16 protein-coding genes are annotated in these 23888 nt (G+C 59.8%); 9 read left to right on the forward strand and 7 right to left on the reverse strand.

The features are described from left to right. Positions 1-22: 22 nt before the first annotated feature. Positions 23-1342: an efflux RND transporter periplasmic adaptor subunit gene (locus tag JK208_RS09200; RefSeq protein ID WP_249202062.1), complete on the reverse strand. Its 1320-nt coding sequence runs from the start codon at positions 1340-1342 to the stop codon at positions 23-25. 157 nt (positions 1343-1499) lie between these two features. Here JK208_RS09200 and JK208_RS09205 point away from each other — a divergent pair, with 157 nt between their 5' ends. After that, entirely contained in the window at positions 1500-2708 is a 1209-nt protein-coding gene (locus JK208_RS09205) for a sigma-54 dependent transcriptional regulator (RefSeq protein WP_211575782.1), read from the forward strand. Then, positions 2709-3929, forward strand: a complete 1221-nt coding sequence (locus JK208_RS09210) for a PAS domain-containing sensor histidine kinase (RefSeq protein ID WP_211575784.1) — start codon at positions 2709-2711, stop codon at positions 3927-3929. A gap of 9 nt (positions 3930-3938) precedes the next feature. Here JK208_RS09210 and JK208_RS09215 read toward each other — a convergent pair whose 3' ends face one another. The 4 genes from JK208_RS09215 to JK208_RS09230 are packed head-to-tail and all read right to left on the reverse strand — an operon-like array spanning position 3939 to position 7715. Beyond that, positions 3939-5003, reverse strand: a complete 1065-nt coding sequence (locus tag JK208_RS09215) for a sulfate/molybdate ABC transporter ATP-binding protein (RefSeq protein ID WP_211575786.1) — start codon at positions 5001-5003, stop codon at positions 3939-3941. Beyond that, complete coding sequence (locus JK208_RS09220; protein ID WP_211575787.1) at positions 5000-5818, reverse strand: sulfate ABC transporter permease; 819 nt, start codon at positions 5816-5818, stop codon at positions 5000-5002. The genes JK208_RS09215 and JK208_RS09220 overlap by 4 nt, the downstream gene beginning before the upstream one ends. Beyond that, on the reverse strand, positions 5815-6669 hold the full coding sequence (gene cysT / locus JK208_RS09225; RefSeq protein ID WP_349291976.1) for a sulfate ABC transporter permease subunit CysT: 855 nt from the start codon (positions 6667-6669) through the stop codon (positions 5815-5817). Before cysT ends, JK208_RS09220 begins: the two co-directional genes overlap by 4 nt. A 17-nt stretch (positions 6670-6686) precedes the next feature. Continuing rightward, positions 6687-7715 (reverse strand): sulfate ABC transporter substrate-binding protein, encoded by a 1029-nt coding sequence (locus JK208_RS09230; RefSeq protein WP_408872107.1) that lies wholly within the window; start codon positions 7713-7715, stop codon positions 6687-6689. 274 nt (positions 7716-7989) lie between these two features. On the opposite strand from JK208_RS09230, the gene JK208_RS09235 reads away from it, so the two are divergent. The 3 genes from JK208_RS09235 (at position 7990) to JK208_RS09245 (ending at position 12511) form a co-directional block, all read left to right on the forward strand. Beyond that, complete coding sequence (locus tag JK208_RS09235; RefSeq protein ID WP_211575789.1) at positions 7990-8994, forward strand: formylglycine-generating enzyme family protein; 1005 nt, start codon at positions 7990-7992, stop codon at positions 8992-8994. A gap of 2 nt (positions 8995-8996) precedes the next feature. Further along, entirely contained in the window at positions 8997-11027 is a 2031-nt protein-coding gene (locus JK208_RS09240) for a sulfatase (RefSeq protein ID WP_211575791.1), read from the forward strand. A gap of 86 nt (positions 11028-11113) precedes the next feature. After that, positions 11114-12511: a sulfatase gene (locus JK208_RS09245; protein ID WP_211575793.1), complete on the forward strand. Its 1398-nt coding sequence runs from the start codon at positions 11114-11116 to the stop codon at positions 12509-12511. 48 nt (positions 12512-12559) lie between these two features. Here JK208_RS09245 and JK208_RS09250 read toward each other — a convergent pair whose 3' ends face one another. Next, entirely contained in the window at positions 12560-13924 is a 1365-nt protein-coding gene (locus JK208_RS09250) for an aryl-sulfate sulfotransferase (protein WP_211575794.1), read from the reverse strand. Between the two features lie 177 nt (positions 13925-14101). On the opposite strand from JK208_RS09250, the gene JK208_RS09255 reads away from it, so the two are divergent. From JK208_RS09255 to JK208_RS09270, 4 genes are all read left to right on the forward strand, one after another. Further along, complete coding sequence (locus JK208_RS09255; protein ID WP_211575795.1) at positions 14102-15544, forward strand: sulfatase; 1443 nt, start codon at positions 14102-14104, stop codon at positions 15542-15544. 175 nt (positions 15545-15719) lie between these two features. Then, complete coding sequence (locus tag JK208_RS09260) at positions 15720-18239, forward strand: TonB-dependent receptor (protein ID WP_211575796.1); 2520 nt, start codon at positions 15720-15722, stop codon at positions 18237-18239. A gap of 17 nt (positions 18240-18256) precedes the next feature. Beyond that, the gene (locus tag JK208_RS09265) at positions 18257-20605 is read left to right on the forward strand and encodes an arylsulfatase (RefSeq protein ID WP_211575797.1); all 2349 of its coding nucleotides are present in this window, start codon (positions 18257-18259) and stop codon (positions 20603-20605) included. A 29-nt stretch (positions 20606-20634) separates the two neighbouring features. Next, a complete protein-coding gene (locus JK208_RS09270) occupies positions 20635-22056 on the forward strand; it encodes an arylsulfatase (protein WP_249202063.1) in 1422 nt (473 codons plus the stop codon). Positions 22057-22125: 69 nt separating this feature from the next. Here the strand turns inward: JK208_RS09270 and JK208_RS09275 are convergent, their stop codons facing one another. Further along, a complete protein-coding gene (locus tag JK208_RS09275) occupies positions 22126-23883 on the reverse strand; it encodes a dihydroxyacetone kinase family protein (RefSeq protein WP_211575798.1) in 1758 nt (585 codons plus the stop codon). Positions 23884-23888: the final 5 nt, after the last annotated feature.

Consider the following 23888-nt stretch of genomic DNA (forward strand, 5'->3'; position numbering starts at 1 on the left):
TCCGGTCCTGCAATGCGTTGCGTCAGTGAATCGCGAGATGGCTGAAATTCTTGTAGGAATTGTAGGAAGAGACGATCACCCGATCGCCGTCATGCAGGCCGCCGGTGATCTCGACCTGTTCGGGATTGCGGCGGCCGGATGTGATCGATACGCGGTCCGCACTATGCTCGCCCGAGGCCATGACGAAGGCCGAAGAGCCGCCGCTGGCCTCCAGCCATGCTCCGTTGGGCAGGACGAGCGCACGATGGGTTTCTCCGAGCGTGATGCGCAGATCGACGCTCTCTCCGCGCCGTAGTCCGGCTGGTGGCGGTCTGTCGAAAGTCAGTTCCGCGCGGAACTGACCGTTCGTAACCTGTGGGTGAACCCGTGAGACGGTCATGGGCAGTTTCGTGTCGCTCAGATCGGCTTCGGCACGCTCGCCGACGGCGACCCGGCCCAGATAGAACTCATCGATATCCGCATCGAGCCTGTACTGGCCTTCGCTGTCGATCTGGCCGATCTTGTCTCCGGCTTTGAGCGACTGGCCGGGCTGGAGATCGAAATTGGTCAGACGACCATCCAGCGGCGCACGGAGATCAAGCGCTCCGAGACTGGCCTCCACCACGTCCAGATTGGAGCGCAGGCGCTGGGCTTCCTCGTCGATTTCGCCACCCTGCCGGTCCGCGACTTTCAGGTCCTGCGTCAGGGCGCTTTCGAGGCGTTTCAGGCGCTGGGCATAATAGTCCGCCTCGTCGCGGTAGGACTGGACGTTGGCGTCAGATTCAAAACCCTGATCGTGAAGCTGCTGGCGGATGGAGAGTTCGCGCTGGGCCTTGAGGAGATTGTAGCGGGCCTCCGCGCGCTGCGTTTCTTCGGTCGTGCGGGTCTGTTGCAGGGTCAGGCGCTGGGCGCTGACCGCCCCAAGCTGGCTTGCGATCTGGGCTTCGCGGGAGGTGACGTCGAGCTGGAGCTGGGGGTTGGTCAGATGCGCCAGAACGTCTCCCTTTTTCACGAGTGCGCCGTCTTTCGCCACGACTTCCGCCACCTCGCCGCCCTGAATGGCGTCGATGAAGGTCACGTTGAGCGGGGCTACGGTGGCGCGGACGGGAAGGTAGTCGAGAAATGGCGCGGACCGGACGGTCGCCACCGTCAACTGCTCCTGAGAGACAGAAAGCGTTCCCGATGCCGGGACGAGGCGCCACCCGGCCCAGATCAGGCCCGCAACCGCGACGGGGGCACCATAACGCAACGCCCGCCGGGTCAGGATTCTGCTCCGCGACGGGGCGACTGCCCGGTCCATGACGGCACCGGATGCAGGGCGGAGTGCGGCGTTCGGCGGGGCTTTGGAAACGGGTTGATCCATGCACTATTTCTCCTGTTGGCAAACAGTGTATCATGGTGGAAATGGAATTTAACTTATTGATAAATAACGATAAAATTGATTCTGATTTTACGGGTATGTCCGGTTTCGAACAGGGTGTCCGGAACCGGACACCCCTGAGAGGTCTGTCAAGATCACAATGAATGCAATCCGAAACGAATCGGGGAAATCCGCTCTTCCGGCACCGCGTCTTCTCTTCGTTGATGACGATCGCGATGTGCAGGTTGCGGCCCGTCTGCTGTTCCGTCGCAGCGGGCTGGACATTCTTTCCGCGCATGGGGCGGATGAGGCGTTGACGCAGCTGGCGTCGTTTCCTGTCGATCTCGTGCTGCTCGATCTCAATTATACGAAAGGAATGACTGCTGGTGCCGAAGGGCTGGCCCTGCTCAGGGACATGCTGGTCCTGCGTCCGGACCTGCCGGTGATTGTCGTGACCGGCCATAGTGGCGTGACGATTGCTGTTGCGGCGATGCGCGCGGGGGCTGTCGATTTCGTTATGAAGCCCTGGAATAACGAGCGCCTTCTGGCGCTGGTCGAGGGGACGCTGAAGAAATGCCGGGCCTGTCAGGCGACTGAGGCAGAACCCGCTCTGATTATAGCGTCCGATGATCTGAGGCGGACCGTTGCCGAAGCGGACCGTCTGGCTGTGACCCGCGCGTCACTGATCATCACGGGCGCGCCGGGTGTCGGGAAGATGCTGCTGGCGCGGCGCATTCATGCTCTTTCTTATGAAGACGATCCTGCGGTGATGCTCCGTGCGGAGGATTGCGAGGCTTTGCCGGAAGGGCGGGGAACGTGGATCTTTCGCAATATCGAAGCGCTGTCTGCGCCCATGCAGCGCCGTCTGGCGGACAGGCTGGACGCACGCGTGGCTCCACGGGTGATTGCTCTGTCCTCGCGGGATCATGCGGCTCTGGAGGGTATGCTGGATCCGCGGCTGATGCTGCATCTGGGAATGGTCGGATTGACCCTCTCTCCTTTGCAGGGGCGAGCGGACGATATCGTTGCTCTGAGCGCGCATTTCCTGCGGTATTTCGCAGCCCGACATGGACTTGCGGAACCCGCAATGGACGAGGGCCGGCTTCGGTTGCTGTGTGAGGAAGAGTGGCCTCAGAATGTGCGCGGTCTGCGTGCGGTGGTTGAGCGGGCTGTACTCACCGGGACATGGGAAACGGCTTCCGAAGAGGCCGAAGCGGTTCCGAACGCAGCGCTGACGCTGCGCGATACCGAGCGATCCCTGATCGAGACGGCGTTGCGCAAGCATGGATTCAATGTGACGCAGGCTGCGCGGGAACTGGGTCTGACCAGACCGGCGCTGTATCGTCGTATGGCACGGTACGGGCTTTAGATGCGGGTCGTAGCTGAGACGTTCCTGCGGCTTTTCGGCATCGTGGCGGCCTGTCTGCTGACCATTCCGGTCTGGCAACGGGGGTTTTATGCGACGGCCCTTCTGTCTGCCTGTGTGGGGCTGATCTGTGCAGGGTCTGTCGTTGCGGCGCAGATCCGGATGACGCGGCGTCTGAAACGGCACGAGCCTTCCGTCGTACGTCCCGTGGATCGGGAAAAGCTGCGGAACCGGGCGCTGCTCGATCATGCGCCGGTGCCGCTTCTGGTTCAGTATGTGGATGGGACTCTGCATGCCGCTAATCGTGCGGCCCGGCGTTTGTTCATGACGGAAGGGGTTTTGCGTGAGCCACCCGAAGCTCTCATTGCGGTTTTGGAGAAGGAGGCGTCGGGGCCGGAAAAACGCCTGATCCGTCTGGCATCGGCAGGGAGTGCGCCGCGGGTCTATGCGCTGTCGGTCGGCAAAGGCGCCGGGGCAGGAGGGATCGTTGCGTATCTGGCGCTGACGGACATCGAGGCCGGGTTGAACGCTGCGGAAGCTCAGGCGCTGCGTGGTCTTCTTCAGGTTCTCAGCCACGAGATCATGAATTCCCTCACACCCATCGTTTCCCTGTCCGCCACCGCCGAAGAGCTGTTTTCCGAATGTCGGGGACCGGCAAACAGCCGCCATGAGACAGGGCCATTGATTGCGGAGGCGCTTGGGACGATCCGGCGTCGTGCAGAGGGGCTGGATCGTTTCGTGCGCGGCTATCGCGATCTGGCGCGTCTGCCCAGACCGGATCTGAAGCCCGCAGACCTTGGCGCGCTGGTGCGTGAAATCGCCACGCTTTTTATGGCGCGATGGGGTGGGCGCGTGGTGCTGAACGTGGTGGTGCCTGCGGGGCGGCTCATGGTCCGGCTTGATGCCGCGCAGATGGAGCAGGCGCTCATGAATCTTCTGAACAACGGGGCCGAGGCTGCTCTGGGACAGTCTGCGCCCCGAGTGCAACTGGCTGTTGAAATGGCCGATCGGGCCGTTCTGATCAGAATCCGCGATAATGGTTCAGGGATTGATGCAGCGCTGCGGGAACAGGTTTTCGAGCCGTTCGTCTCGTTCAAGACGGGCGGCAACGGGATCGGACTGCCGCTGGCACGCCAGATTGTCAGGGGCCATGGCGGGACGCTGGTCCTGAGCCAGGCTGGCGAGCGATCGGAATGGACGACGACCTTTGACGTGCAGATATGAATGGCCCGCTCAGGCTGGCTTCGGAGGGTCTTCTGACGCAGCAGCGGGATAGAAAATTTTTCCGCGGCTGATGTCGACGCGGACATTCTGCATCTCCTGTGGGGAGAGGTCTGTGGGTGTAATCATTTCAAATGCGGCCTCGGCGGTAACGATCTGATAGCGGAAAAGCCCGTTGGAAAAATGGGGGCGTTTTTCCACGGAAGCCTGTCCAGCCCCGGGCAGGAGGAAGACGTCATGTGGGCGGATAAAAGCGGTCGCGTTTCCGTCTGCCCCCTCGAACGGGAAAGGGGCGATATCGGGGTTGTCCGCGACGAACTGACCAGACCGGACGGCACCCGGAAATTTGAGGGTTTCGCCCAGAAACTCCATGACAAAGGGCGTTTGGGGGGCAGCATTCAGGGTGGAGGCGTCGGCGGCCTGAACGATGCGGCCCTCCTGCATAACGACGAGCGTGTCTGCGACGTCCATGGCTTCTTCGTGGTCATGGGTGACGAGAATGGTCGTCAGGTTCATCCGGTCGTGCAGGTCCCGGAGCCAGCGGCGGATGTCACGGCGGACCAGAGGGTCCAGGGCGCCGAAAGGTTCATCGAGCAGGAGAAGTCTGGGGCCGGTTGCCAGTGCGCGGGCGAGGGCTATGCGCTGTCTCTGGCCGCCGGAAAGCTGGTCCGGATAGGCTTTCGCGAGATGGGGAAGCTGGATGAGGTCCAGAAGTTCAGTGACGCGGCGCTGGATGGCGGCGCGATCGGGGCGCCGTGCGCGGGGCAGGACGTCGAGGCCAAAGGCGATGTTCCGGGCCACGGTCATGTGTCGGAACAGGGCATAGTTCTGGAAGACAAATCCGATGCCCCGGTCCTGTACGGGGCGGTCGTGGATGGGGAGGCCGTCGATCAGAAGCGTGCCTTCGGAATGGGAGGAAAGGCCTGCAATGGCTCTGAGCAGGGTGGTTTTTCCGGCTCCGGACGGTCCGACAAGCGCGACGAACGCGCGGTCTTCGACGGTTAGCGCGATGTTATCGAGCAGTTTGCGCGAAGAGCGAGGGGCGTATTGCGTGAAGGCTTCGAGAGTGATGCTCATGGATGCTGTTTTCTGAAAGAACGCTCGAGAAACATGCGGATCAGGACCGTTGTCATTGCGACAAGGACGAGAAGGGCCGCCATCGCGAAGGCTGCTACGGACTGGTAGCCGTTATAGAGGGTTTCGATATGGAGCGGCATGGTTTCGGTGACGCCGGGGATGTGGCCGGAGATGACGGCGACTGCGCCGAACTCCCCCATGGCGCGGGCTGTCGTGAGAAGAATTCCCGAAAGAAGCGCCCAGCCTGCGTCTGGGAGTGTGACGTGGATCAGGGTTTTCCAGAAGCCCGCGCCGAGCAGGAAGGCGGCTTCTTCGGCGGCACGGCCCTGCTGTTCCATATAGGGCATGAGGGTGCGGGCGACGTAGGGGAAGGTCACGAAGAGCGTTGCAAGAATGATGCCGGGGACGGCGAAGGCGATGTGTAGGCCGTGATGGCCGAGCCAGTTCCCCCACCATCCCTGCCGGCCGAAAAGCAGCAGCCAGACCAGCCCCGCAATCACGGGCGAGACGCTGATGGGCAGTTCGATCAGGCTGACCAGAAGGCGGGCACCTCGGAAGTCGTATTTCGTCAATGTCCAAGCCGCAGCGATGCCGCCTGCCGTGTTGATGACCGTCACGATGGCGGTGACGCAGGCTGTCAGGCGGATGGCGGATCGGGCTTCCGGGTCTTTGAGGGTTTCAAGAGCCGTATGCAGACCCTGACGCAGGGCTTCATGCAGGATCAGGGCCACAGGCAGGACGATGAGAAGGCCGATGATGGTGTAGCTGAGCAGTGTCAGGACAACGGGGGTTATCCGGGAAGACTGACGGGTCATGCGCCGTCCTCGCGGACCAGTCCGGAAGAGACCGAACGACGCAGATGGCTGACGGCAATGAGGCAGAGCAGGGCTGTGACGAGCAGGATCAGGGCGATGGAGGTTGCGCCATCATAGTTGAATTCCTGAAGCCGCATGACAATCAGCAGCGGTGCGACCTCGCTGTGGAAAGGCTGGTTGCCCGCAATGAAGATGACGGAACCGTATTCCCCAATGCTCCGTGCAAAGGCGAGCCCTGTACCGCTCAGAAGCGGGGGCGCGAGAGCGGGCAGGAGAATACGGCAGAAACGCTGCCATCCCGATGCGCCCAGAAGGAAAGCGGCTTCCTCGATATCCTTGGGAAAGCTGCGAAGCACGGGTTCGACGGAACGGACGATGAAAGGCAGTCCGATGAAGGTCAGCGCGATGACAATTCCAGCGGGAGAAAAGGCGAGTTTCAGTCCCAGTTTTCCTGCAGGGGCGCCGATCCATCCGCCGGGGCCGTAAAGGGTGGCCAGAGCGATGCCGGTCACGGCTGTGGGAATGGCGAAGGGGAGGTCGATCAGGGCGTTTACGGCGCGATGGCCGGGCGGTCGGTAGCGGACGAGGGTCCAGGCCAGCAGCAGGCCGATCGGCAGGTCAATGAGGACCGCCAGGAAGGCGCAGATAAAACTGACCCGCAGGGCGGCATACATGCGTGCGTCATGCAGCGCATGGATCATCGGGCCGAGGCCGTGCTGCCAGGGCCGGAGCAGCAGCGCCGTCAGGGGGAGCACGACGAGCAGCCCGGTCCAGAGCAGGGTCAGGCCCAGCGACAGTGAAAAGCCGGGTAATGTCTGGCGTCGGCGCGGGAAAGAACGCAGGCCCGTCACGGTCAGGGGTTTCACACTCAGTGGCTGTAGATCTGGTCGAACACGCCGCCGTCCGAGAAATGGGTTTTCTGCAGGCGGGTCCAGCCGCCCAGGCTGGCGACGTCGAAGGTTGTGGTGTGTGGGAAGACTGCGGCTGTTTCGGCCTGAATCACAGGGTCCACGGGGCGGAAATAGTGTCTGGCGCCGATCCGCTGGCCTTCTGGGGAGAACAGGAAGTCCAGATAGGCGCGGGAGACGGCTTCGGTTCCGTGTTCCTGCACGTTGCGGTCCACGGTGGCGACGGGAGGTTCGGCGAGAATGGTGAGGGGGGGCACGACAATATCGAATTTATCGGGTCCCAGATCGCGCGAGGCCAGCAGGGCTTCGTCTTCCCATGCGATCAGAACATCGCCCAGGCCGCGCTGGACGAAGCTGTTGGTGGCGCCACGCGCGCCCGTATCAAGAACGGGGACATGCGCAAAGAGCGCCTTGAGGTATGCTGTTGCGGACTGCTCCGTCCCGCCGGGCTGATGAAGCGCCCAGCCCCATGCGGCCAGATAGTTCCATCGTGCGCCCCCGGATGTCTTGGGATTTGGGGTGACAACCTGAATGCCATCGCGGATCAGATCGGGCCAATCGTGGATGTGCTTTGGATTGCCTTTACGCACGAGGAATACGATCGTGCTGGTATAGGGTGTTGAATTGTGCGGCAGGCGTTTCTGCCAGTCTGTAGCCAGAAGGCCGTTCTGGGCGAGAATATCAATATCGTAGGCGAGACCCAGCGTGACGACATCCGCGGGTGCGCCCTCCAGAACCGAGCGCGCCTGCGCGCCGGAGCCGCCATGCGATGACGTTACGACAACGCTGTCTCCGCTATGGGTCTTGGACCAGAAGGCCGGGAAGGCATGGTTGATGTCGCTGTAAAGCTCGCGCGTCGGGTCATAGGACACATTCAGAAGGTGGTAATCCGCAGCATGTGCGGCGGACAGGCACGGACCTGCGATGAGGGTTGCAGCGAGAGCCAGTGTTCCTTTGAGGGTGTAACGGCGGGACGACAGGTTTTTCATGGCCATGAGCCTTCGGGAGCAGGGGAATGTCGGGTCGATCTATATAACAAAAACAAAACGTCATTAATTAAAACAACGATATAATTTTGATTATAGATCTGCCTCTTGCCGTCAAGCGTGTCCCGGATCGATTCTTGAAAATCGGCTGAAAAACAAAGATTTCAGAAGAAAACAGAACGATTTTGCAACGCGGGATTGAAAACGCCGAAGGGTTTGTGTTTTCAATAACGATAAAATAGAGTTTTTTAATAATAAAACTACTAGGATCAGTTTAATGACCCTCAGCTCCGCTTCTGCTCACCCGAAAAAAGCGTGCTGCGTTCCGCAGGCGGCACGGGCGTCTTCGCGCGCGCCGTCTGTTCCGGTGTTTCAGGATCGTCAGCTCTGCCATGCATCGGGCTATGAGGACATGGTGCTGATCGGGGAGGGGACACACCAGATTGGCGCTGATGATTCCGAAACCCATGTCGCGGATGGCGAGGGGCCGGTCCGGCTCGTGGAGGTCGATGCTTTCTGGATCGACAGATATGCCGTCACCAACCGGCAGTTTGCGGCTTTTATCGCAGCTACGGGATATGTGACGGAGGCTGAAGCAGAGGGGTGGTCGTTCGTTTTCGAAGGGGTAGCGACGGCGACGGCGAAGAAGCGCCGTCTGCGGGGTTCTGTTCCGCAGACTCCGTGGTGGCTGCCGGTCCGTGGCGCGCAGTGGCGTCATCCTGAAGGGCCGGGGTCGCATATTTCGGCCCGTCAGGATCATCCGGTCGTGCATGTGTCGTGGAATGATGCGGCCGCCTATGCGCTCTGGGCGGGCAAGCGTTTGCCGACGGAAGCGGAATGGGAAATTGCCGCGCGGGGCCGGATGCAGAATTTCCGTTACCCCTGGGGAAATGAACTGCGTCCTGATGGGGAGGCGCAGTGTAACATCTGGCAGGGACGTTTCCCCGATGAGAACACCCGGCAGGACGGGTATGTGACGACCGTGCCCGTTACAGCATTTCCGCCGAATGGATACGGTCTTTACAACATGGTGGGCAATACGTGGGAATGGTGCTCCGATTTCTGGAGCCCGGTCTGGCATCAGGCTGAAAATGCCCTGACGCGGTGCAATCCTTCAGGACCCCCCGAGGGAACAGACAGGGTGATCCGGGGGGGATCGCATATGTGCCATCACTCCTATTGCAACCGGTATCGCAATTCGGCACGGACCCATACGACGCCTGACAGCTCTCTCGGTCATATCGGTTTCAGATGTGCGTCATCGGCTGTGGTGGATCTGTGAGCATGGATCGACCCTCCAGAGCGGTGAGCCGCCGTCATCTTCTGGCGACGACGGGCGGGGCCGGTGTGGCGTTTTCGGCCGGTGTTGGTGTTGGTGCCAAGGCGAAGACCGTCTCTGCCGCGTCAAAGACCCCGATAGACCGGAAGCCGAACATTATCTGGATCGTCTGCCATGATATCCATGCGTCTCTTCTGGGATGTTACGGCAATCCTCTGGCGGTGACGCCGACGATTGACGCACTGGCCCGCGAGGGAAACTGCTTTAAAAGCGCCTATGCCACTACCCCGGTCTGCTCTCCGTCGCGTTTCTCGCTGGTCACGGGGCTGTATCCGCAAAGCTGTGGACCGGCGGAAAACATGCGCGCTGTGGCCCACATTGCAGGACAGTTCGAGAGCCTTCCGGAACTGATGCGTGGGGCCGGGTATTACTGCACCAATAACGTCTTTACCGACTACAACTGTGACCTTGATCCTGCGACGATCTGGGATGAGTGTTCGGTGACGGCGCACTGGCGGAACCGCCCGGCGGGGAAACCCTTTTTCGCGGTCTACAATTATCTCATCACGCATGAATCCCATCTGTTTGAGACGGGCGCGACCGTGACTGATCCTGCGCGGGTCCATATTCCGCCCTATCTGCCGGACACGCCCGATATCCGGGATTCGATTGCGCGCAACATCGACATGGTGAACCGGCAGGACAGGGCTGTGGCCCATATTCTGGGCGAGCTTGAACAGGATGGTCTGGCGCAGGACACGATCGTCATGTTTTTCGCTGATCATGGCGGCGTGCAGCCCAGAACGAAGCGCTACTGTTATGAAGGGGGGCTGCACGTGCCCCTGATTGTGCGGTTTCCAAAGAAATTCCAGCATTTTGCGCAACGTGCGGCCGGGCAGGTCAGTCCGGATCTTGTGAGTCTGGTGGATATGGCGCCGACGACACTGTCGCTGGCAGGGGCAGCAATTCCCCGGCATATGCAGGGACAGCCGTTTCTGGGGCAGCACGTTCCCCCGCCACGCGAACATGTGTTCAGCGGTCGCAACCGGATGGATGAACGGCTGGATCTGATACGAACGGTCCGGAGTGGGCGTTACCGCTATATCCGCAATTACATGCCACATCGCATTTACGGACAGCATAATGCGTATGAGTGGAAAGGTCGCGGTTATCAATCCTGGGAAGAGGAGTGGCTGGCGGGGCGTCTGAACGCTGTTCAGGCAGCCTTCTGGCAGGCCAAGCCGGGTGAAGAGCTTTATGATCTTGCGAGTGATCCGCATCAGATCAGCAACCTGATCGACGATCCAGCGCATCAGGCTGAACTGCAACATCTGCGGGGTGTGCTTGATGCGCAGATGATTGCGATCAACGATAATGCGTTCCTTGCGGAAGGGCTGCGACATCAGGGGTATCAGGCAAGCCGCAAGCCCGGCGCCTATCCGTTGCCTGCGCTGATGGCGCTGGGGGCGAAGGTGACCCAGCGGAGTGCGGAACATCTTCCGGCGTTCAGGGCCTCTCTTGGAAATGATAGCGAAGCCGTGCGGTACTGGGCGGCTACGGGTATTCTTGCGGTGCAGACGCCGCTGGATGCCCGGACCACTCATGATGTGGCATTGGCATTTGGAAAAGAGCCGTCTGCGGTGGTTAGGGCCGTGCTGGGTGAAATTCTGCTCAATGGCCCCGATGCTGCTCAGGCCATCGACTGGGTTGCGGGAAAGATCGCGCAAACGGGTGATCCGGAGGGGGCGCTGGCTGCGGTTCTGGCGGCGACTTATGGGCGGAACGTGCGCTCTCCCGCCGTAACGCCAGCTGTTCAGGCGGCCCTGACGACGCGTGTTTCGCCGCCTGATGTGCAGGGTGTTCTGGGGCTTTTCGCGGTACGGGCCGCCGCGCGGTATCTCAGCGAAAAACGCGCCGGAACCTATACGCCGCGTCTGAAACAGCCGTCCGATTTTGATGCAACCGCCATGCAGAGTCCGGCAGGAAAGAAGCTGGTGGCGGCCATGGGAGGCAGGATCAGCGATCCGCAGATCTAGAGGCTGCGGGAAGAAACTCTCAATTCTCTCATACTCTCCGCAAAGCTTTTGGCTCTGCGCGGGGGCAGAATATCCGCAGGAACATCATGGTACAGGTCAGACGTCGCACCCTTCTTGCCTCAGGCGGAGGCGCCTTCGTGGCAAAAGGATATGGGCAGTCCCTTCCGAAAGGCAGGTGGACGAATATTCTCTATCTTCATTCCCACGACAGTGGACGGTCGCTCGAGCCTTATGACAGCGCGGTCTCTACTCCGGAAATAGCCTCTCTGGGGCGTGAGGGCGTGACGTTCCGGCAGGCGTTCAGTGCGGCACCGGTCTGCTCTCCCAGTCGTGCGGCTCTGCTGACCGGTCAGTCCCCCCATCGTTCCGGAATGATTGGGCTGGCGCATCGGGGTTTCAGGCTGAACGATCCGCGGCAGCTCCTTTTCCGGGACCTGCAGAAATTCGGATATCAAGCCGTGCTGACAGGGATGCAGCATGTTGCCGCTGATCCGGACACGCTGGGGTATGACAGGAATCTTGCCTATCGCGACGAGAGCGGGAAATGGCGCGCGGAAGCTTCTGTGGTGGCACCCATAGCCGAGCGGTTTCTGGACAGCCGGCCCAGACAGCCATTTTTTCTGGATGTCGGATTTTTCGAGACGCATCGGGAGTATCCGGACCCGACACCCGCGGATCTGGAGCGTGTGCGAAGCGTTCCGCGTCCATTACCCGATATGCCGGAAATCCGCCACGATTTCGCGGCGTTCGGGGCAAGCGCGCGTCAGTTGGATGCGGGTGTCGGGCGGGTTTTGCGGGCTTTGTCCAGAAATGGTTATGACCGCAATACGCTGGTTATTTTCGTCACGGATCATGGCATCGCTTTTCCGGGCATGAAATGCAACCTGACGGATGACGGGATCGGAACGGCACTGATCATGCGAGGGCCGGGTCTGGCCGTGGGGCATCAGTCGGACGTGATGGTCTCGCAGATTGATGTTTTTCCGACAGTTTATGATTATCTGGGCATCCCGCGTCCTTCCTGGCTTGTGGGGCAATCTTTTCTTCCGGTCTTGCGGGGCAGTCAGGCGGAAATCCGGGATGCCGTCTATGCTGAGATGACGTATCACGCGTCATATGAACCGATGCGGGCCGTCCGGACGCAGCGATGGAAATATATTCGCAGATTTGGAAGTCGCAGGCAGCCTGTGCTGCCGAACTGCGATGACAGTCCCAGCAAGTCCGTCTGGGTCGGGGCCGGATGGCCGGATCATCATCTGCCTGAAGAGGCTCTTTATGATCTGACGTTCGATCCTGCGGAAACCGGTAACCTGTGTCACGATCCGCAGTATGGAGACGTTCTGCGGGAAATGAGAAAGCGCCTGCGGCGCTGGATGCAGGAGACGCAGGACCCGCTTCTCAAAGGGCCTGTGGCGGCTCCGGTGGGGGCGGTTGTCAATCCGCCCGATGGTCAGTCCCCTTCGGAACCGACGGTGCCTGCCTGAGAAGGCAGGGCTGGCGTCATGACTTTGGCCGCCAGCCCTGCGATTGTATTATTTTTCCGGATCTGAAGCCGGAACCACGACTGTTTCGGTATGGGAGACGGTCGAGGGCACCCATCCATATGGCACGGGCTGGATACGATAGACCCAGTTGGAGCGCGTTGTTTTTCCTGAAGAGCTGCCGGGCGTTTCACCTGAATAGGGCGAAACATATTCCCACACGATTTCACCCGTGGGCGTGACCTGGAAGAAGCGTCCGTTCATGCCTTCGTCGATCAGGGTATTGCCATTGGGCAGCCGGTCCACGGAGCTGATGAAGCTGCTGTAGAAGGACCATGGCGGGCCGCCGGAATTCTCGCCTGTGTACTGCCAGACGACCTGCGCCGTTACGGGATTGATTTCCAGAATTCGCGAACCGTTGGCGACCTGCAACGGACGGGCGGGATAGCCTGCTTCTCCCTGATTGTCGAAAACGATCAGGTTGCCTGCCCCCGGTAGGCCTTCGGGAACAAGATGCGCGTCATGCTGTCCGACGAACTGGTCGACGGCGAAAGGAACAGCAGGTTCGCTGCGGCGCCGCTGCGGGAGGTTAGGGCCCAGACGCCAGACGACCTTGCCGGAATGGCGGTCCAGGATTGCGATGAAGTTGGCCTCCCGTGAATCGATCAGGATGTTGTCCGGTGCGAAACGTTTGTCTCCCGCACGGTACCAGTGGTTATCGCCTACAAGCTGCATGTTGTTGATATGAAGGTAATCCGGATTTTCAGCATGCGTTACCAGTTGAAGCTGGCTGTCGGTAAAGCCGAATTCCCGAAGATGGTCTCCGGCCTTCCAGGTCCAGCGGATTTTGCCGTCCGGGGCGATCTCATAAATCACGTCATCCAGTACCGGCTTGGCCCCGCCGGGGATGGAGCGGTTCTGGTTGGCCAGAAGAAGCGTGCCGCCATCGGGCAGGCGGGCCCAGTCATGATGCTGACGGGCATTGCCTTCAGGCGACTGAAGACCCCATTCCCAGAGCGTTTTGTCAGACCAGTCCACATAGCCGAACGTTCGGTTACGGAAACCGGCTGTGGCTCCGGGGATCTTGTGGGTGCCGTCCCCGCGGATTTCTGAAAGCTGAAGCCCGATAATGCCTTTCTGCCCCTGGACCAGAGCGGGATCAATGTATTTGGCGGGGAATCCGGCTTGTGCCCATTGCCGGACCTCGTGACCGTTCATGTCGATGAGATGGGTATGATTGTCGCTTCCGGAAAACAGGATGAAACTGTTGTAAGCCTTTTCGGGGCTGTAACGGGTGACGCCGGTCGGCACCACGCTGGGGACGGCTTTTGCTGCGTCGGGGATGGCCATGAGGGCAGTGCACAAGGCCATCGTGCCCATAGCGCCGGTGGAGAGCCTGAGTGGGAACGAAGCCATATCACTTACCCTGTTATCTGGAATCATGGTCTCCCGGAGGAGTTGGCCAACTGAAACCGCTTTTCGGGGTTATTTCAACCATCAATATTGGTTTTTATGAATTTACATCCTGTTTTTTGGTTGTTAATATTTTTAACTACAATTGATAGTTTAATAATCCAGACTGAAAGCCCGCAGATGACCCGATTTGTCCAGAGGCGTCGCGCCTTCCTTTCCACTGTCGCAGGGATCGGCCTTGGCGCAATGACGGGGCCGGGAGCGCGGGCGATCGCCCAGCCGGGGATTTCGGGCCGTTCCGGCGAAAGAGCAAAGGCACCGAACATCATTTTCATTCTTGCGGATGATCTTGGATACGCGGATGTGAGCTGCTTCGGCACGCCGGGTTTTACAACGCCTTCCATCGACCGTATCGCGCATGAAGGCATCAAGCTGACGCGCGCCTATGCGAACTCCGCCGTCTGTTCCGCGACGCGGACGGCCCTGATTACCGGGCGTTATCAGGACCGGATTGCCTGTGGTCTGGAAGAACCGATTGCCTCCTCCAGCGGGAAAATCGGGCTTCCGCCGGGATTGCCGACCTTGCCGGAACAACTTCACAGGGCCGGGTACAGGACGGCTCTGGTGGGGAAGTGGCACCTTGGGAGCCCTCCAGAGTTCGGGCCGCTCAAGAGCGGCTATGACCATTTTTACGGTATTTCCGGTGGTGCTGCCGACTATTTCACCCATCAGGCAAAACCCGGTGAGGACCAGTTTTATCGGGACGACCATCTGATCCACGATCATGGTTATCTGACGGGGCTTCTGGGGGACGAAGCCGTTCGGCTGGTCGACACTTTCGCACAGGACACGTCGCCATTTTTCCTCAGTCTGCATTTCAATGCGCCGCACTGGCCTTGGGAAGGGCCGGAGGACGAGGCCGAGTCAAAGCGCCTGAAAGGCAAAATCTTCGACTACGATGGCGGAACGCAGAAGACCTATGGCCGGATGGTCAGAGCCATGGATGATCAGATCGGCCGGGTTCTTGCGACACTTGATCGCCATCAACTGACGGAAAATACGATCGTCGTGTTTACCAGCGACAACGGTGGCGAGCGTTTCTCCGAGATCTGGCCTTTTACGGGCATGAAGGGGGAGCTTCTGGAGGGTGGGCTCAGGGTGCCGGCGGTTCTGAGGTGGCCCGCACGGGTGAGGGCAGGATCCGAAAGCGACCAGACCCTCATCACGATGGACTGGCTTCCCAGCTTTCTGGCAGCTGCGGGTGTGACGCCGGACGCAACTTTCCCGTCCGACGGTACAAATCTTGTGCCGTTCCTGAGTGATCCGGAGAAACGCCAGCCGCGCTCACTGTTCTGGCGTTACAAGATCCATGACCAGCACGCTCATCTCGATGGCGATTACAAATATCTGAAAATCGGGGAGAACGAATTTCTGTTCGACGTTGTCAGAGATCCGCGCGAGAGAGCCAATCTGAAAGATCGCAAACCCGAGCTTTTTGCCCGTCTGAAAAAGGAATGGGCAGCCTGGAATGCAACGATGCTGCCTTTCCCGCAGGGCAGCTACAGTTGGGGAGCGGATGCCCAAGATTTTGCGGATCATTATGATGCGTCCCGGTCTGACTGATGTGGGGTTTACCAAAGCAGATCAGAACATAGGACATATAACATTATAAAATAGTATAAATAAATACATCCCGAATCCGATTCGTTTGTATGGACCGAATCAAAACGACGATATATCGTTCTTATGGAAAAACAACGATATATAAATGTTAATGCGGTTCGGGAATATTCTGGTCATGAAGAAAAAATACGTCCTGCTTACCGCCATCGCTGCCGTGGTTGATGTGACGGGGTGGGACAGTGCGCAGGCACAGAACGCTGCCCCCCAAGAAGGAATCGCGGCCACGCATGCCGCGCACAGGCATCACACGGCAAAATCGGTTCCGGCAGCACGGCCCACTCTCAAAGCGGTCAAGGTGCCGGTTTCCGATCCGGAACGGATCCATGTGGTCGCATCTCCGGCGCAGGCAGCAGCGCACACGATTGACCAGGAAACGCATGCGCTTCAGAACGTTCCGCAGGCTGCGACACGGATCGGTGCACAGGAACTGAAGGCCGAACATATCACGGCCCTGCCTCAGGCCGCGCGTCTCCTGCCGACCGTTCAACTCAATATTTCCAATCCGCGCAACACCACAATCAATATCCGTGGTCTCGGAGCCGCCGGAACGGCAGCGACGGATGGGATCGAAGGGGGCGTGGCGGTGTATGTCGATGGTGTTTATCGTTCACGCCCTGCAACAGCGCTGAGCGATCTGGTCGATCTGAACGGGATCACCGTCCTGCGTGGTCCGGCGGGAACGGAAGGGGGCATGACGGCCACGGCAGGCGCCATCGAACTCACAACGGCCGCGCCGGATCTGCATACCCGACATGTCTATGGTGAAGCGGGGGTTGGAAATTATGATTATAACCGCTGGAGCCTTGGGGTGACGACGCCGCTCATCAAGGACAAGCTTGCGGTCCGGCTGAGTGCGTTGGGATATGGCAACAGCGGCTGGGTCAAAAACCTTGCGGGCGGGGGCGATATTAATGGCCAGACAAGCCGCTCTTTCCGCGCACAGGTTCTGTATCACCCCACGGATGAGCTGAGTGTCCGGCTGACGGGAGATTATGCCCATCTTCGTGAAAACTGCTGCTCTGGGGGGCTCTACAAGATCGTTGCAACCAAGACGGATGGCAGCGCCGTAGCGGGAACGCTGCCGCAGCGTTTGGGTTGGGCGGGATATGGTGGCACGGCCCCCTCCAATGCGCCTTATACCATCAACCGAAGCTCTCTTTCTGACGCAGAGCAGGAAGACATGGGGCTTTCGGGCCATGTGGACTGGCACCATGCCAATTTCACGCTGTCCTCCATCACGGCTTTCCGCTGGTGGGACTGGGCACCGCATAATGACGGTGATCTGGGGCCGGCCAATGCCATTCTCAACAGCAATGCCAAGGTCGATCAAAGGCAGTTCACGCAGGAACTCCGTTTTTCCAGTTCTCTGGGGCGTCTGCTCGATTATCGGGTGGGAGCGTTTTACATGTGGCAGGAAAACCGCGTTTACGGTGACACCCGCTACGGACCGGATGCCGGGGCGTGGTATGGATATGGAACCGGAAGCTCACCTGTCAGCGGTATTTCTGCCGAACAGGCCTCGAATGTCCTGAACAATTATGACGTGCGCAGCTATGGACAGCCCACCACCAATTATTACGGGCTTTACGCGAACGGGACCTGGCACATCACCCGCAAACTGGATTTCGTGACGGGTGTACGATATAATTACAGTGCTAAAACGGGAAGTTTTTCCCAGTGGCAGGTCACACCCGAAAGCTATAATTCAGCCGTTACATCAGTGGCTACGGCAGAGAAAATCTGGGGCCTGTATGGTAGCAATACGGGATATGGCGCGCATGTCGATAATGGTTTCGTAACCGGACAGTTCGTTGCGAAATACCATGTGGCGAATAATGCCATTGTCTACGGCCGCTATGGCCGCGGTGGAAAATCCGGTGGCCTCAATCTGGTCTCTTTTTCTGCGAGCCAGCTTTCTCAGGGCGCAGTTTCGCCGAATGTCGGAAAGGAGACGGATGACTCTTTTGAGGTCGGGGCGAAGGCGCAGTTTCTTCAGAACCGTCTTCTGGTCAGCGGTGCGCTGTATCAGACGAACGACCACAATTATCAGGTTACGGCAGTTCATGAATATCAGGGCGCGCTGGTTTCCTATCTGAGCAGTGCTCCGAAAGTGCGGGTCCGTGGTGCGGAGATGGACATTCATTACAGCCCGCTTGCCAATCTCGTGACGTCTTTGTCTGCGTCTTATAATGACGCTCAGTTCCTCCAGTATTCCACAAGTGCGCCGCCGGAACTGGCATGGAAAGGCGCTTACAGTCTCGCCCATACGCAGATTCCGTTCGTGCCGAGATGGGCGCTGTCGGCTGCGGTGCAGTATTCGCACGGGATCGGAAAGATTTTTTCCCGCCCTCTCGATGCCTATGCAGGCGGAAGCTACAATTACAACACCCGCATGAACACCTCCAGCAACAACTCCGTTTATGGCTGGGTGCCGGCTTATGGCACGCTGAACCTGAATTTCGGGTTTCGCGACCATCAGGGGCGCTGGGAGCTTGCGGGCTTCATCAATAATGCAACGGACGAGCGGCGTGTCACGCAGATTTCCCAGGGAAGCGCCGCTTCGGGAAATGGCAGCTGGTACGCCTATGTCACGCAGCCCCGCAATTTCGGCTTTATTGCCCGTGTGAATTACTGAACCGGCGAGGAATGGTCATGAAAAGACAGACGTCTCTGGGCCTTCTTCTGGGCAGTACGCTTTTATGGGGCAGTATTGTGCAGCATGCCCGTGCCGCAGAACCGTCCCAAGCGACGCAGGGGTGGCCGCAATCGCCACAGGCGCCTAGGGGGGCGCCGAATATTGTCGTGATTCTGATTGATGATGTCGGATTTGGTGCGACGAATGTTTTTGGTGGCCCGATTTCGACACCGGATTTTGCACGTCTGGCGGATGCCGGGCTGCGATATAACAATTTTCACGTCAATGCGTTGTGCTCCCCATCGCGGGCATCCTTGCTGACAGGATATAATGACCGGCAGGTGGGGTTTGGAAATATCGAAGAAGCGGCTTCGAAGCATCCGGGATATAATACCGTTCTGCCTGCGAACGTGACGCCGGTTGCCGAAGTTCTCAAGGAGCACGGGTATAATACGGCGGCATTCGGGAAATGGCACAATACGCCTTACTGGCAGATCAGCGCGGCGGGGCCATTTGATCTGTGGCCGACAGGGCGGTGGGGGTTCGAACATTTTTATGGGTTTCTCGCCGCCGCGGACAACCAGTATTATCCGCGTCTTTACCGTGACCAGACCCCTGTTGAGCCGTCTTCCACGCCGGAACAGGGCTATTATTTCACGACCGACATCACCAATGAAGCTGTCCGCTGGCTGCATCAGCATGACGCCGTGGCGCACGACAAACCGTTCTTCCTTTATTATGCGACGGGTGCGACGCACGAGCCGCATCATGTGCCCAAGGCATGGATTGCGAAATACAAAGGGAAGTTCGATCAGGGCTGGGATGTTATCCGGCAGCAGAGCTTTGAGCGTCAGAAGGCGCTTGGCGTCATCCCGGCGAATGCGGAACTGACACTGCGGCCCTCTACTCTGCCTGCATGGGACAGTCTGTCTGCGGATGAAAAGAAGCTTCTGGCGCATCAGGCCGAGGTCTATGCCGCTTTTGCCGAAGAAACCGATCATGAAGTCGGGCGGCTTCTGGCGACGCTGCGGGAGGAAGGCATTGCAGACAACACGCTTGTCTTGGAAGTGTTCGGGGATAATGGCGGGAGTGCCGAAGGCGGGTTTCTAGGAAGGGATGCGAAGACTGCGGAGGGCGGAACGCCGGATGTCAGGACGCGTTTGGCCGACAGTGATGCGCTGGGAAGCGAGTTGTATCTCAACCATTATGCCGCCGCATGGGCATGGGCGCTGACGTCTCCGTTTCAGGGCACGAAACAGGATGCCGCCCATCTGGGTGGGACGACGGACCCGCTGGTCATCTCCTGGCCCGCACGCATCCACGACACTCATGGAATACGGGGGCAGTTCGGGCATCTGAATGATATTGCGCCAACGCTTTATGAAGCCGCCGGGATTACACCGCCGTCCCACACGGCGGGCGTTGAGCAACTCCCGATTGAAGGCCGGAGCCTGCTCTATACGTTCGATCATCCCGACGCTCCGTCGCGGCACAAAGTGCAGTATTTCACTACGAGCGGAAATCTGGGCATTTATTCCGATGGATGGTGGGCCGGACAGCTTGCTCAGGAAACATGGGAAGTGGGTGACAACAGCGTGTATCTGACCCGTGGAACACAGCCGCAGACGCATCCGTGGGAACTCTATAGGCTGAGCGATGACTACAGTCAGGCCCATGATCTGGCTGCGAAATATCCCGAAAAACTCAAAGAGCTTCAGGTTCTTTTCCAGCACGAGGCCAGCCGTAATCATGCAGATCCGCTCCGGCCCGGAGTTGACGCATATCCGCTTGGTACGGCGACAGGCCAGACGGTCTTTACATACCGCTCTGGCGTGGATCGCGTAGGGCCGCGTTTTGCACCGGATTTGGGGCATGATCCGTATACGCTGAGTGCTGATGTCGATGTTCCTGCGGGCGGGGCGCAGGGGGTGATTTTCGCCGAGGGCGGGCGATATGGGGGTGTCACCCTTTATGTTTCGAAGGGGCGCCTTGTTTATGAAGCCAATGCAAATGGTGTGCGGACAGGACAGATCGTAACGTCTGCTCCTTTGGCGGCAGGACGGCGGCATATTGTCGTGACGGTCACACCGGAGCAGGAGCGGACAGCGGGTAAAAGCGATGCGGCAGCGGAGATGATCCGGCGCTGGGTGGGCGGGAAGCCGGTTCCCGCGACGGTAGGGCTTTCCGTGGACGAAGCTCCGGCCCGGCAGGCGCGTTTCAGCAACATCGCCCTGTCATCGCGCGAGACCCTCGATATCGGTCGTGATCTGGGGTCTGCCGTGAGCCCGGCCTATACGGTGCCCGCAGCATTTACGGGCGGTATCGACACGGTCACCCTCACGACTGCGCAGTCCTCCGGCCAATGAATCCCGTTCCATCAAAGGAGGCGCAGGCCTTGATCCGTTCAATCCGTATGAACCGCCGGACACTCCTCGCCGGAACCGCAGCGCTCGGCACGGTGACTTTGGGGCTGTCGGAGGGGGCTGCGCAGGCGGCTTCCAGGGCAGTCTCGCGTGTGCCCAACATCATTTACATCATCGCAGATGACTTGGGTGTGTATGATCTGGGCTGTTACGGCCAGACCAGAATCCGCACACCGCATATCGACCGGATGGCGGCTCAGGGCATAAAGTTCACGCAGGCTTATGGTGGCGCGCCTATCTGCTCGCCTTCCCGCTGTGCGCTCATGACGGGGCGCCATATGGGACATGCGTCCATCCGAGACAATTTTGCGCTCGCCGGAGGCGTGGTCGGATACAAGGGGAAGGAACAGATCCGCAGGGCCAATCTGTTCGATCAGGAGCCGACGGTCGCGTCCGTTCTGAAAGAGCAGGGATATGTGACGGGGCTGGTGGGGAAGTGGCATCTCGATGGTTACGATCCTGATGCCATCCCGACGCGGCACGGGTTTGATGAATTCCACGGATGGTTGACGCAGACGGAAAAGACGCAGGGCTATTTTCCGGAGAAATGGTACGACGGCACGACGTTGCAGGATGTCGCGGGAAATGCCGGCGGGGGGCGGGCCGTCTACGAAACCGACATCGTGACGGATCAGAGCTGCGACTTCATCAGGCGTCATCGCCAGAAGCCCTTCTTTCTGACGGTCGCCTATAACGCGCCGCATAGTCCGCATATTACGCCAGCCGAGGGGGATTATGCAGGAGAGCCCTGGGGCTCCCGGGAAAAGGCCTATGCGGCCATGATCGAATTTCTGGACGCTGGCGTCGGCAGTATTCTGCAAACGCTTGAAGCGTCCGGGCTGGACAATGATACGATCGTGTTTGTGTCGTCCGATCATGGGCCGAGATCCGAACCCACGGCGGAGCAGACGGAAGTTGTGACCTTCTTCAACTCTCATGGTCCGTTGCGAGGCTATAAACGCGAGCTTTACGAGGGCGGAATCCGTGTTCCGCTGATTGCGCGCTGGCCTTCACGCATCGCTGCGGGCACGACGAACGGGACGCCCGTTTATCATCCTGATTTGCTGCCGACGGTTCTCGGGCTGGCAGGGCGCAGTGTTCCTGTGGTGACGGATGGTCTCGATCTGACACCCGTTCTGCTGGGGCAGGGGGAGCTGCCGGAGCGACTGCTCTACTGGGAGACGTATGAGCCGTCTTTCTGGCAGGCGGCGCGTCTGGGGAAATGGAAAATCGTGCGGCCTGTCGGGTCGTCCCGGCTGGAACTTTACGATCTGACGGCAGATCCGGGCGAAAAGCGTGATGTGGCCGCCAGATATCCCGAGATTGTCCGTGAACTTTCCGCGCGGCTTGTGTCGGAACACAGGCCGTCGCGTGAATATCCGATCGCCCTTTAACTGGCGAAAAGGGGGGGCACCGATCATCGTCCGCCCAAGCAGAAGAGACGATGATCGGTGACTTTGCTGTCAGGCCCTGAGGTCGTGCAGCAGATCGTGGGCGTGCTGGGCAGCCATGCCGCTTTTCAAATCCCTACCGACGCTGCGTACGCAGAGGGCGAGGGACAGGGCACCGGCATCGGGATGGCCCTTGCTCCGTTCGCCGTGCATTTTCGCACGTCCCATTCGGGGCAACAGGTTGCGTGTGTCCTGCGCGGCCTGATAGGCGGCCTCTGCGCCTTCCATCCAGGCTTTGACAAGCTCATGGCCCGCGGCCAGTTCCCGCTCCAGCGTTTCCACAAACGGGACCAAGGCATCCACGAGAGTCTTGTCGCCGGGCCTGGCCCTGCCGAGCAGCATGATGCGCTCCATACTATTGCGGGCGCCCTGCGAAAGCTGCTCTGCACTCGGCAGACGGCCGTCATCGAGCGCCGTGCTGAAGGCCCGCAGACCTTCCCCCCAGAGAGCGCCCGATGTGCCCCCGGCACGATCGGCCCAGGCATCGGCGGCCGTGGCCAGAACCGTGGCAGGGCCTGCACCAGCATTGGCCGCGTTGCGGGCGGCGCGGGCCGAGGCTGCGGAGCCGCGCGCCATGCCCTGTCCATGGTCGCCATCGCCTGCAAGGGCGTCGATATGGCCAAGGCTGGATTCCTCGGCGGCCAGCATTTTCGCCAGATTTTCCATGACGTCCGCGACGCACGCGCCGCCCTGTCGGCCCGCTGCGGTAGCGGAGCGCATATAGACGATCGTCGCTTCGTCTTCGACGGCAAGGTCGGCCACGCCGTCTCCGACCAACTTGTCATGGCGTAGGGCCGCGGAATCCACCGGTGCGCGCCAGTACTGCTCAAGATCCTCGTCGAGCCATGTCAGAGTCAGGGAACAGCCCGCCATGTCCAGACTGGTGACATATTCGCCCACCAGAGGGGCCACGAGGGTCAGTCCGGCGTTTTCGAACATTGGCGCCAGCGCGTTCCACAGCACGAAAAGCTCTTCCTGCTTGGTGCTGCCCAGACCGTTCAGTAGCACAGCGACACGTCGCGGGGCCTCGTGGGGAATTTCGGCCAGAAGGCGGTCGAACAGGATTTTTGCCAGCGCTTCGGGGGTGGGCACGTCCTGTTCATCAATTCCCGGCTCACCGTGAACACCCAAACCTAGGGCCATGCGGTTCTTGGGAACTTCAAACAGTTTTTCAGTCTCGCCGGGCAGGGTGCAGCCGTCGAAAGCCACGCCGAAGGTGCAGGTCTGACGGTTCACGCGATGCGCGACTTCCTCGACCTCATCGAGCGTCAGTCCGGCTTCGGCAGCGGCCCCGACGATCTTGAAAATCACCAGATCCCCCGCAATGCCCCGGCGGCGTTCGCGGGTGGAGGCGTCCGAACTGGCCACGTCATCGGCGGTTGCTAGAACGCGGACGTCATAGCCCTCTTCGCGCAGACGGTCGGCGGCAATCCCGAAATTGAGCACATCGCCCGCGTAGTTGCCGTAGCCGAGGATGATCCCGCCGCCGAGATCGGCCTGTCGGGCGATGCTCTTGATGGCCTGCGTGGAGGGCGATGCGAAAATGTCGCCTGCTACGGCGGCATCGCCGAAGCCCTTGCCGACATAGCCTGCAAAGGCGGGATAGTGGCCCGAACCGCCTCCAAGCACGACGGCGACTTTGCCTTTCGGGCCGGGCTTTGCCCGCAGAACGCCGCCACGGACGAGGCGCACAAGGTCATGATGGATCAGGCTGAACCCGCGAAGGGCCGACATTGCGAAATTGGATGCGTCGCCGCAGATCTTAGTCATGTGTT

Source organism: Gluconobacter sp. Dm-74, from assembly GCF_018256135.1.
GTDB lineage: Bacteria > Pseudomonadota > Alphaproteobacteria > Acetobacterales > Acetobacteraceae > Gluconobacter > Gluconobacter cadivus.